The following is a 12,965-nucleotide window of genomic DNA, read 5'->3' on the forward strand; positions in this document are numbered from 1 at the left end:
ATACTATAATCTCATCATGATAGAGCAACATGAAAATGCTAGGGAAGGAGATAGATGATGAGAGCGATTCAAGTTATGTTTGACACCTTAAAAAGAAATTATTTAAATGCTTATGAACATTCTGATGTAATAACACCTAATTTCGACCGATTGCAAAGAAAGACTGTTCAATTTGATAATTTTTTTGCTGGCAGCTTACCTTGCATGCCTTCAAGGAGAGAGTTGCACACAGGTCGTTACAACTTTTTGCATCGTGGTTGGGGACCAATCGAACCTTTTGATGACTCCATGCCAGAAATATTAAAACAAAATGGGGTTTATACACATCTTGTTACAGATCACAAACATTATTGGAGAGATGGTGGTTCCACCTATCATACTCGTTATTCCTCCTATGAATTAATACGAGGACAGGAAGGAGATAACTGGAAAGCAAAAGTTGATAAGAAAATGGATGTTGAAGGGCTAGACAACCTTCCTGATTTTGCAAAAAAACGAAAGCAGGCTAGTATTTCTCAAGATCTAGTGAATCGAACCTTTATGAAAAAAGAAGAAGATCACTCCTTATATCGAACTGTCGATGCAGGTATGGAGTTTTTGAACGAAAATAAGGATGCGGATCAATGGTTCTTGCAAATTGAATGCTTTGATCCACATGAGCCATTTTTTGTACCTGAGGAGTATTTACATTTATATGGGCTATCGAAAGACGATTTCAATGGTTGGCTCCAATATTCACACGATGATTTTTCTCCAGAAAAAGCGGATGTTGTGAAAGGGTATTATAAAGCCCTATTGACAATGTGTGATGCATATTTAGGGAAGGTACTAGATTTTATGGATGAGAATAATATGTGGGAAGATACGATGTTAATTGTGAATACAGATCATGGACTACTCCTAGGAGAACATGAATGGTGGGGTAAGAATATCATGCCAGTCTATAATGAAATTGCTCATATACCATTTTTTATATGGGATCCAAAACTAGGTGTTCAAAATGAAACTAGAAACCAGTTAGCACAAAACATCGATATACCTGCAACTATATTAGAGTTCTTTGAAGTAGATTTACCAGAATACATGATGGGGAAACCGTTAAGCTCGGTAATTGAATCAGAAGAAATAATTCACGATGCTGCTTTATTTGGTTATTTTGGTAGCAATATTAATGTGGTCGATGGTGACTATATTTATATGAGAGGACCAATGCCTGGTCGAGAAGCGGAGCTACATGAATATACGTTAATGCCAATGAGGATGAATAGACGCTTTACTAAAGAGGAACTACAGGGTGCTGAATTGGATAATTCTTTTGCCTTTACAAAGGGGATCAGTACTTTAAAGATGAAAACGACTGATTATATGGCGAAAAGTTATCAGCGTTTTGGTAATAAATTATTTAACTATAAGGAAGATCCCAATCAAGAAAAGCCGCTTTATGACCTAGAGAAAGAATTTGAAATGATAACAAAATTAAAGGAATTAATGAAGGAAAATGAAGCTCCTGAATCGCAATATCTCTATTATGGTCTAGATCGAATTAATAGTATAGAGGATTTATTAGAAGAGCATAAGACTTTTGATAAAAAGCAAGAAATTGTTTGTGAAAATATTAAATTCTCCAATCACTGTGTGAAAGAGGGCTATTTGGCAATGGTAGCTATCATGAAAGAAGAAAAAGTGGCATTGTTGAAGGCAGATCTTGAAAAAACAAGTGAGCATAATGCAGTAACAGATGAACATTTGAAGAATTGGATAACAGAACATATAGACAAGCAAGATCAAGGATTTATTTTTTATCAATTAGACCTAGCTCTTCGAATAGACTAGCTTCTACTATCGAAAAAGCTCGAAAAATGATCAAAAACTTATGAGGGGTTAAAAAAATGAGATAATCCTGCATGTTACAGGATTATCTCATGAATCTATCAAAGAAAGAGGGTTGGAGAGATGAAATACGAACAATTGGCAAATGACATTATAAAAAATATTGGAGGAAAAGAAAACGTTAACAGTGTTGTCCATTGTGTGACACGCTTGCGTTTTAAATTGAAAGACGAAGATAAAGCAAATACTAGTGTATTAAAAGATATGGATGGTATTGTTACCGTTATGAAAAGTGGTGGGCAGTACCAAGTAGTGATTGGCAATCATGTATCTGATGTATATAAAGCAGTACTATCTGTTGGAGGGTTTGATACTCAATCATCTGCGGATGAGGAAAGTGAAGAAAAGCAGGGATTATTTAACAAATTTATTGATATTGTCTCTGGAATATTTGCACCAATACTGGGTGTTTTAGCTGCTTCAGGAATGATTAAAGGTTTTAATGCTTTGTTTGTTGCATTAGGTTTGTATGCGAATACAACTGGAACCTATCATATTCTACAGGCTGTTGGTGATGCTCTCTTCCATTTTTTTCCTGTATTTTTGGGCTTTACAGCAATGAAAAAATTTGGTGGAAACCATTTCGTTGGGATGGCTATAGGTGCAGCGTTAGTGTATCCTTCACTTTCTGGTATTACGGAAGGGGAACCACTTTATACCTTATTTCAAGGAACTATATTTGAATCACCTATCCATATTACATTCCTTGGAATACCAGTTATTCTAATGAGTTATGCATCTTCTGTGATTCCAATTATATTGGCAGCATATGTTGGATCAAAATTGGAAAAATGGTTTATCAAAGTAATTCCTGATGTTGTAAAGTCCTTTCTTGTACCATTTTTCACATTGCTAGTAATCGTCCCAATCACTTTTATTGTGATTGGACCAATTGCTACATGGATTAGTTCACTATTAGGACAAGCTACTGTCTGGGCATATGATCTAAGTCCATTATTGGCAGGTTTGATACTTGGTGGATTATGGCAATTATTTGTAATGTTTGGTCTCCACTGGGGCTTCATTCCGATTGCAATGAACAACCTAGCAGTTTTTGGTTATGACTTTATATTAGCTTTAATATCAGCCACATCGCTAGCAACAACTGGTGTCGTACTTGGGGTAATGGCTAGGACGAAACAGCAAAAGATTAAAACTCTAAGTATACCTGCTGCTATATCCAGTATCTTTGGTGTGTCGGAGCCTGCGATTTATGGGATTACCTTACCTTTAAAAAGACCGTTTATTATAACTCTTATCACCTCTGCAGTTGGAGGAGGTATTATGGGAGCAACAGGTACGAAAGTATATATGATGGGTGGACTAGGTGTTTTTGGTATACCATCTAAAATTGGTTCCGAGGGTCTTGACATCGGATTCTGGGGTGGAATCATTGCAATGGGAGTAAATTTAGTATTAGGCTTTATACTTGCTTATTTATTTGGATTGAGTAAAAAAAATAAAGATGGAGAATCCCTGAAAGAAGAAGATAACCATAATAGTACAGACAACAATCAAGACGAAAACATCACTAGTCCACTGAAGGGAACTGTTCTATCATTATCAGAAGTGAAGGATGAAGCTTTTTCTACTGGAGCGCTTGGAAAGGGGCTTGCAATTGATCCTACAGAAGGTAAATTGGTTTCTCCAGTTTCCGGGACAGTAACTGCACTATTTCCAACCAATCACGCTGTCGGAATAACAACTGATAATGGTGCTGAAATCTTAATGCATATTGGATTAGATACTGTTCAATTAAACGGGAAGTTTTTTAAATCCTCGATTAAACAAGGAGATAGGATAGAGAAAGGTCAATTACTGATAGATTTTGATGTAGAGCAAATCAAACAAGCCGGTTTTTCAGTAGTAACTCCTGTTCTCATTACTAATAGTGATAAGTATAAAGAGCTTATTCTAACAAATGCAGATAATGTAGATCCTGGTGGACAATTAATCAAAGCAGTGATTCATTAATTACATGACTTTTAGAAAAAAATAGAAAAATCTAGACTTGATAGTTAATTAAGCGACTTCCGGAGTATGGAAATAAAGGGTTTCCAAATGCCTAGTAAAGCTGAGGGGCATTTCCTTTAATCTCAATAGTTTTTCGGAAGTCGCTTTTATTATAAGTATTGTTACTGTACTATACTAATTTATCCAAGTGGTAAAATCCCCACTGAGGGAAGTTTCCCATTATAAATATACTTTTATTATATTTTGTGAACCATTTAAATGGTGTAAAAGTTCTTTTTTATAAAGCTTAAACCCGTTATTGCGATAGCGGTTTTGAACTTTTTTAAATGCTATTTTGTGGTTGTTCACATATACTCTTTTTTCCTTGCTACTTGTATAATAGATAAAGGTAACTGGCTGGTCTTCATATTGAAAATCAAACATTAGTTGATTCAATTCCCTTAAAATGATCGGATCAATAATAAGAGCATCGCTTACTTCTCTAATTCCCAAGACGTTGGAAATCAATTGATTCATAAAGATTCCGGGACCGCTTGAATAAATTCGCCAACCACCTTTTACTTTTACGCTACCATCTTTCAATTGGTTAAATTTTTCTAGAGCTTCATATCTAGTGTGAAATTTCCCATCAGAACTGCTAAAATAAGCATTACTCTGACGAATGTCAGCATTAGGAACTGATTTATTTAGAAGTATTGGGTTAATGACGTTTAAACCGTTCCAAACTTCTTCTTCCTTTCCAAGTTTAGCCATTGCTTCAATGAAGCGTATATGTGCATGTACATACTGTAGTCCTATTTCGCGACCGAAGTTACTTGCTTGCTCTGCACGTTTAAATTGATAACTAACCCCACCGTTGTATGATGCAGGTCGATTCATTAATCGGACACCGTCGGGGAAGAAAAGATGTTTTTTGATATATCCATAATGCATATTTGCCTGGTCAGACGAAAATAATTCACTGATAATAGCACGTTGCATTGGTAGTAAACGGTATTGTATTCCTGTATCGTGATCAGATGGATGTAGCATTTTTTTAACTTTACTAGGATCTTCCATATAGATAAAACCTGGTATAACATCACTATCTAGAATATAATGTTCTATATCATTTTGAAGCAACAATACGATATCTTTTAGTTTCCCTAGCTCCCTTTCATAACAAGTGGTTAATAGTGTTGCTAGCTTTTTCATTGATTGATACATCAATGCGACAGACCAGGTGCTGACCATGTATTGTTTTAAATCCTGATTTGCAGGCTGTAACGTGTCGTCCCAGTCCCCATCATCATAAGCTGGTAATGATGTATTGTGTAAAAAGGTGGATGTAATATAGTTAATTTGTTTTCTTAAATGATCTATTATCGGTATTTCTTCAGCAGAAAAATTCTTAGTAAGACGATCCATATAAGGAACTTTTTCTTCCAGTAAAGTAAAATTTCCTGTCGCTTCAATATAATCACCGATAATTTTGAGTGGCCAGATAATAATGTCTCCGTGGCTATCTTCTTGCTGAATGGAGACATATTGATCAAACATAAACCATTGCGGCCAATCTCCACTATCTTGGTATTGATGAGAATAGATTGTTTTGATAATTTCCTTAGCGGTTTGATAATGTCTAGTTGCCATAAAGTATTCAAAAGGTCCTTGACTCACATCTCGTGTTCCCCATGCAGCACCACCATATTGCTCCAGACCATGTGGAGTGGAGAAATGGACTAGCATATTGTGTGTATACCACCATGCTATTGCATTAGTTTTTTCTAGATATTCCGTTGTATCACCTTTCATAGAAAGGTGGAAACCTCTCATTACATCATGGAAAAATATACGGTAGCGTTCTTTTTCTAATGTAAAGTCTTTTACCTGCAATGGTTGTTGACTATGTTTTAGCTGACCTTCTATCACCATACTCCAGCTATCTGTCTTGTCCGTGGTGAAACATACTAATGAAGTTGAGTTGTTATCTTGAAATACCTTGCTATTAGTGGGTAACTTCATCCGGTATTGTAGATCAGGATATACTTGGTTTGCTTTCTCCTTCCAGTTAAATAGATAGGTACCTGTTGCTTGGTCATTGGTAAAGATAAATCCTTTTGTGTGATCAATTTGCTGTGTAACAAAGTAACGATAGCTCTTCCCTGATGCACTCTGAACTTGCAACTGTACATCATTTGTAGCTACTGCTGTAAAATTAGTAACAATCAATAGATCTTGTTCTGTTTTATAGTACCATTTGCAATAATTAAAGCCCATTTCAAAGGCAGAGGGCATAGCTAACAAATGGAGGGTTTTATCAATTTCTATATAAATTCGTTGTCCAGATGTTTTATGAATATTTAAAGGATTACGAGCATTGGTCGATAATTTATTCATCTCAACATTGCCAACAGATAATTGGGAATTAAAAATGCCATACATGTAAGAAGTTGTAGTAAATACATCATCTCGTATTTGATCATTGCTACCGCTCATTAAGATGTGTCCATGCGGTCTTTCCATCCATCGCTCTTTTTCCTTTAGTACAACATGTTCATACTGATTAGTGAAAAAAGATAATAGATTCCCATTCTTGTACTCCTCTAATTGTCGGATAGGATAATAAGCATTTAATTCTTCCTCGGTTAATGGCAAAGTATTTAGTGATACGTAGTTAAACAAATTAGCATTTATTTCAACCTGTTGATAAGCTGGCGTTGGCTTACTTTGGATACTTTCCCATGTTTGCATAATATCCGCTAGTCCATCCATTTTTGTTATAGCAGGTGGCTGGTTAGGTCGATAGGATCCATAGAAAACAAATTGATCTTTACCCTTCAATGTAACAGCTTCTGTTTGTAAGGCGGTATAGGCAAATTCATATTGATATACTTCCTTTGCCAAATGTCTTTTTGAAAGCACTTCTGGTAGATTGATTAATTTATAGGATATCCCGAAAAATTGAAATCCATCTGTTGAATAACCAGTGGCCTTGTTTAATGTCCCTTGCTGAATAAATGGAAAGCGACCATTTTGTGGTTGATTTTGACGGGAACAGATTGTATAGCCTACCTGTTCGTCTTCAAATACCGTATGATCGATGTATTGAGAAACATATGCTTCATTTGAACGGACAGCTGCTAGCTCGGCAAGTCCTAAATCCTGTCCATATATTATATCTACATCATTGTTGTTTCCCTCTAGGTTGACTTCCCAGAACCAAGTATAATCAACAGCATGAAAAATAACTTCATAATGAACATTAGAAAATGTACCTACCCATTTCAATGTATGATCCGATTGATAAAAGGTACTTTCAGAATGAACACCTAGTAAGGGGTGATAGATGATTTGTCCATTATCCTCTATAATACGTAAGTAAATATTCTGCATAGAACCATCTATAGTATTGGATAATTGCTGGTTTATAAGTAAATTGTCTTTTGTAATAGCATATAAGTCACCACTTGATAAAAAGGAATAGCTTAACCCACCTGTTTTAATTTCAATGTTATTATTGGACATTATTGATCCTCCTTAGTTGGTATTAATTGAAATGAAAGTTCGATTACTTCTGTACTACTACTTCCGACAGAAACAATAAACGTACCAGGATCGCTTTTATATGCTAGATTGCTATGGAAATATCGTAAGTCTACTTCTGACAATTCAAAATAAATCGTTTGTTCTTCATTTGAATCTAATTCTATTTTTTTGAATCCTTTTAATTCTTTTACCGGACGTACGACTTCACCAACCGTATCACTAATATATAATTGAACTATTTCTTTTCCAGAAACACTGCCGGTATTTTTCACATTAAATGAAACAATTAGCTTGTCTGTTTTGGTGATTTGATTTTTTGAAAGTTTCAGATTACTATACTGAAAAGTCGTATAGCTTAAGCCGAAACCAAATGGGAATAGAGGGTCATTTGGACTGTCTAAATATTGGGAAACATAACGTACTTGGGCATCTGGTGCACCTTTAGGACGTCCTGTATTATAATGATTATAGTAAACAGGAATTTGACCTGCTGAGTAAGGAAAAGACATCGTTAATTTTCCAGATGGATTTTGATCACCGAATAAAATGTCACCTATTGCGTTACCGCCTTCTGTACCAGGGTACCATGCTTCTAACAATGCATCAGAATGCTCTATTACACCATGTAAGTCAAGTGGTCTACCATTGAATAGAACCGTTACAATAGGTTTTCCAACGGTTGATATTGCTTTGAGCAATTCTAACTGTGCTTCTGGCAATTGAATATTCGACCTCGATCCTGCTTCACCACTCATACTCGAATGCTCGCCGACAGCCATGACAATTACATCTGCCAATTTAGCTGTCTCGACAGCTTGCTTCTTTAAATCTTCTGTAATCATTGTAATGTCAGAGCCTTTAGAAATAAGGACTTCATTTTTTTTAACTTTTTTGCTTAGACCAGCTGCTATGGTAACCGCATCGTCGGTTGAACCTAGCCAAGACCATTGTCCAAGAATGTCTCCGCTATCCACAAATGGGCCAATTAACGCTATTTTTTGCATTGGCTCTAGCGGAAGTACGTTCTTCTCATTTTTTAACAAGACACAGGACTCTGCTGCTAATTCTCTAGCAGCTTTCCGATGAGAGTTGGACATGACTACTTTTTGCTCTCGCTTAATGTCAGCACCACGATAAGGATTTTCAAATAAGCCTAAATCATCTTTTAATTGCAAAATTCTTATCACTGCTTCGTCGATGAGAGATTCATCGAGTTCTCCACTCTCCACTAAATTTTTTAAGTTTTCTGTATAACAATGAGTCATCATTTCAATATCTGTTCCTGCTTCTAGTGCTTTTAAGGCAGCTTCACGCTCGTTTGATGCAACACCATGGGATATTAGCTCTTTGACAGCACCCCAATCTGAAATAATAACACCATCAAATCCCCATTGCTCTCTCAGAATGTTACGCATTAAATATTTGTTTGCGGTTGCAGGAATGCCGTCAACGATATTAAAGGATGACATGATCATTTTAACTCCAGCATTGATAGCATTTTTAAAAGGAGGTAAATAGTTTTCGTGGAGCTCGCGATCAGACATATTTACAGTATTATAGTCTCGACCTCCTTCTGCAGCTCCATAACCTGCGAAATGTTTTACGCAAGCAGCTATATGATCTAAGTTAGTCTTTAAATCTTTTCCTTGAAATCCTTTCACTTGTGCTTTTGCAAACATACTATTAAGAAATGGATCTTCACCAGTTGACTCCATTACCCGTCCCCATCGCGGATCTCTGACTAAGTCAACCATTGGAGCAAATGTTACATGGATTCCAGAAACTGCTGCTTCTTTTGCAGCTATTTTGGCGCTTTGTTCAGCAAGATCAATATTCCATGAACATCCAATTGCTAAAGGTATAGGAAAAATAGTTTTATATCCATGGACAACATCCGACATGAATAATAAAGGTATTCCTAGTCGGTTTTCCTCTAAATGTTTCTTCTGAATAGATATAATATTTTCAGCCCCTGAGGCACCTAGTACAGATCCAGCGTTTTGAACATTTTTTACGTCTACCTTTAAATGAACCATTGGACCAGTGATTTTACCGTTGTCTGAAGCTCCTTTAAAAAAGGGAGTAGCCAACTGCATAAGTTGATCAATTTTTTCTTCTAAAGTCATTTTTGCTAATAATTCAATAGCTTTATTGCTTTTCATCCGTTGTTACCTCCTGTTAATTGATACACAAAAAAATAAATCTATTGCAATTGATTTTAAAACTACTATAATCTATTTGTAGAAACGTTTCAACAAAAAATATATAATTAAATTTGTGTTTATTAACATATATCGTCTATAAAACAATGTTCACAAAAAAATAAAAATCACTTGAAACCGATTACAGATTAATCTATAATAAAATTGTTGAAACGTTTCGATTCGTTTTTTTGAAAGGGGTTGTTTTCCAAGAACGCACTATCGTTTATAAGATTAGTTTATTGGATGTAAATGAATGGAAGATAATACTTAGAAGAAATTTTATTGCTGTATAAATTTATGAAAGGGTGTTCCTATGTTTAAAGTGAAGCCATTTATTTTTGTATCTTTTTTAACAGCCATCATTACATTAAGTGCATGCTCTTCAGGAGATAGTTCAGGGGAAGATGAAGCAGGTGATAATACTATCCAGGTATGGACAATGTCAGAAGGATTAGATGATTTTGTAACAGATTTTGAAGAAGAAAGTGGCATAACAGTCGATGTTCAATCAATTCCTTGGGATAGTGCACATGATAAATTATTAACTGCTGTTGCTTCTGGAAAAGGACCAGATGTCTTACAGATTGGAACGACTTGGGTGGCAGAGTTTGCGGAAGCAGATACTTTTATGGATATCTCTGAATACATTGATGATTATGAAAATCTAGCTCCGGATAATTTCTATGATAGTGCGATAGGGACAACGGAATTTGATGGTAAAACAATAGGTATTCCGTGGTATGTAGATACGAGGGCATTATTCTATAGAACGGATATTTTAGAAGAAGTAGGCTATCCGAATGGTCCAGAAACATGGGATGATATGATCGATGCTTCCAGAAAGCTAGCAGATAGAGGGGAAGATCAGTATGCGATTGATTTACCTACGACTGATCCGCAATTTCCATTTATTTTAGCATGGGAGCATGGTTGGAATTACGATATCGATAAGGGTGCGGAAAGCTTCGATAGTGAGAATTTTAAGGAAGCGATTGAGTTACATCATTTATTTTATGAGGAAGGACTATCTCAAATGGGAGAAGGGAAAGAATTCTTTCAAGCATTTAGTGATGGGTCAAAACCAATGTTTTTCAGTGGGCCATGGGATATTGGAACAATAAAAGACAGAGCTCCTGAAATTGAGGGTAAATGGAATGTAAAAGTAATGCCGACCGCTGAAAATAATAAGTCTATGATGGGTGGTGCACATCTTTCTGTATTCGCTAATTCTGAAAAGGTGGACCAATCACTAGAATTTATTAATTGGATGGCAGATCCTGAAACACAGGTAAAATGGTATGAAACAAAAAGTGAATTACCTGCTAATAAAGAAGCATGGCAAGATCCTGTTTTAGCCAATGACGGATTGGTTAGTACTTTTGGAGAACAATTGGAGTCGACGCAACCATTACCCTTAATTCCAGAATATGAACGATTAGGTAACGAGATTTTAAATGTCCTAGAGGAAATCAATCGTGGTGGAGCAGATATTGATCAATCATTAGAGGAATTCCAAGTAGAGGCTTCAAAGATTCTCTCAAAATAATGGAGTGTATTAAAGGAGAGGGATGCACGAGATAGCATTCCCTCCTTTGTAAAGGAGTGATTTCGTTGAACGCAATGAAAAAGAAATGGACACCGTTTCTTTTTATCGGACCAGCAGTACTGCTTTTAATAGTTTTTTCGTTTTTGCCTATTATTGTCGCTTTTAGTATTAGTTTCACAGATACTAACTTAATAGGATTAGCGAACTGGTCGCAAATTAACTTTGTTGGCTTAGATAATTATTTTGAATTGTTTAAAGATGAAACATTTATGCAATCAATGAGAAATACGTTTATCTATGTAATTATAGGTGTACCGTTAGCTGTAGGAAGCTCTTTCTTTATCGCTTTCTTTATCAATTTAGTGGGACAGAAATTAGCTTCGACATTTCGGGTGATTTACTATGTCCCTTCGGTGACGAATATTGTAGCAATTGCGGTTGTTTGGGGTTTTTTATATAACCAAGAGTATGGGTTGTTTAACTATCTATTATCCTTAATAGATGTTGGTCGAATCCCATGGTTAGAAGACCCATTTGTAGCTAAATTGTCTTTGATTTTATTGGCTGTTTGGAAAAGTAATGGTGTTAGCATGCTTATTTTTTTAGCTGCATTGCAATCCATTCCAAGAGTATATTACGAAGCTGCGGATATTGATGGAGCCAATAGATGGCAGAAATTGATTAGGATTACATTGCCATCGATGAGCTTTGCTACTTTCTTTGTTACGGTAACAACATTGATTGGCTGGCTACAGTTTTTTGAGGAACCTTTTGTTATGACAGAGGGTGGTCCCTTAAATGGAACGAATTCGATAGCACTTTTTATCTATCAAGAAGGTTTTCAATACAATGAATTTGGCTATGGTGCTGCGGCCTCTTTTATTTTGTTTGCAATCATTATTGTAGCAACATTGATTCAATTCAAATTCAGAAAATCTGATCAAACATTATGAGGTGATCGACCATGTACTTGAAAAATAGAGTGGAAAAGACGGTTGTTATAGGAATTATGACCTTTGGTGGACTGCTCGTTTCCCTTCCTTTCGTATGGATGATCTTAAGTTCGCTCAAAAATGAGCGTGAAGTATTAAATATTCCACCAACATTGTTTCCAAATGAACCAACCATTGAGCATTATATTAATTTGTTCCAAAACTTAAACTTTGATGTATATTTAATTAATACGTTAATCCTTGTCTTTTTTTCCATGGTCGGGCTATTTTTAAACACAATGGCTGGTTATGGTTTTGGAAAATTTCAATTTAAAGGAAAGGAAACATGGTTTATCATTGTTCTGATTACGATGATGTTGCCAGGGCAAGTAACGATGATTCCGACCTACCTTATTTTAAATGAAATGGGATTAACGAATACAATGAGTGGTATTGTATTGCCTGGATTAATAGCAGCTTTTAATATTTTTTTAATCAGGCAATTTATGGTGACGATCCCAGACGATCTAATAGAAGCAGCAAGGCTAGATGGAGCAGGAGAATTTTATATTTTTATACGGTTGATTATTCCGTTAGCAAAGCCTATTCTGGCCGTGCAAGTTATATTAACATTTATCGGCTCATGGAATAGTTTCTTATGGCCGTTAATTATCGCGAATGATGAATCGTTGTATACATTATCGGTCGGATTAGCATTATTGAAAGACCAAAATGTTACCAATTATGGTTTGCAAATGGCAGGTTCTACCTTTATGGTAATACCAGTATTAATCATATTTGTAATTTTTCAAAAATATATTATTGAAGGGTTTAACGTGTCTGGTATTAAATAATCGGATGAAAAATGACTTCAATCTATCGTTCTGATAA

7 protein-coding genes are annotated in these 12,965 nt (G+C 35.6%); 5 read left to right on the top strand and 2 right to left on the bottom strand.

Annotated elements, in window-relative coordinates:
* Window positions 1-57: 57 nt before the first annotated feature.
* Window positions 58-1,833, top strand: coding sequence for a sulfatase (locus DLJ74_RS19480; protein ID WP_109985736.1), 1,776 nt, complete (start codon window positions 58-60; stop codon window positions 1,831-1,833).
* Between the two features lie 120 nt (window positions 1,834-1,953).
* A complete protein-coding gene (locus tag DLJ74_RS19485) occupies window positions 1,954-3,864 on the top strand; it encodes a beta-glucoside-specific PTS transporter subunit IIABC (protein ID WP_109985737.1) in 1,911 nt (636 codons plus the stop codon).
* 219 nt (window positions 3,865-4,083) lie between these two features.
* On the opposite strand, the gene DLJ74_RS19490 is transcribed toward DLJ74_RS19485, so the two are convergent.
* Both DLJ74_RS19490 and DLJ74_RS19495 read right to left on the bottom strand, forming a co-directional pair.
* Window positions 4,084-7,371, bottom strand: a complete 3,288-nt coding sequence (locus DLJ74_RS19490; RefSeq protein WP_109985738.1) for a GH36-type glycosyl hydrolase domain-containing protein — start codon at window positions 7,369-7,371, stop codon at window positions 4,084-4,086.
* On the bottom strand, window positions 7,371-9,554 hold the full coding sequence (locus tag DLJ74_RS19495) for a glycoside hydrolase family 3 N-terminal domain-containing protein (protein ID WP_109985739.1): 2,184 nt from the start codon (window positions 9,552-9,554) through the stop codon (window positions 7,371-7,373). Before DLJ74_RS19495 ends, DLJ74_RS19490 begins: the two co-directional genes overlap by 1 nt.
* A gap of 355 nt (window positions 9,555-9,909) precedes the next feature.
* Between DLJ74_RS19495 and DLJ74_RS19500 the strand changes: the two genes are divergently transcribed.
* From DLJ74_RS19500 to DLJ74_RS19510, 3 genes are all read left to right on the top strand, one after another.
* A complete protein-coding gene (locus DLJ74_RS19500) occupies window positions 9,910-11,142 on the top strand; it encodes a sugar ABC transporter substrate-binding protein (protein ID WP_109985740.1) in 1,233 nt (410 codons plus the stop codon).
* Between the two features lie 65 nt (window positions 11,143-11,207).
* Window positions 11,208-12,095, top strand: a complete 888-nt coding sequence (locus DLJ74_RS19505) for a carbohydrate ABC transporter permease (RefSeq protein WP_109985741.1) — start codon at window positions 11,208-11,210, stop codon at window positions 12,093-12,095.
* Window positions 12,096-12,106: 11 nt separating this feature from the next.
* Window positions 12,107-12,928 carry a carbohydrate ABC transporter permease gene (locus tag DLJ74_RS19510; RefSeq protein ID WP_054861161.1) on the top strand — a complete coding sequence of 274 codons (822 nt, stop codon included), beginning with the start codon at window positions 12,107-12,109 and terminating at the stop codon, window positions 12,926-12,928.
* The last annotated feature ends 37 nt before the right edge of the window (window positions 12,929-12,965 follow it).

This window comes from Gracilibacillus dipsosauri (genome assembly GCF_003176895.1).
Lineage (GTDB): Bacteria > Bacillota > Bacilli > Bacillales > Amphibacillaceae > Gracilibacillus > Gracilibacillus dipsosauri.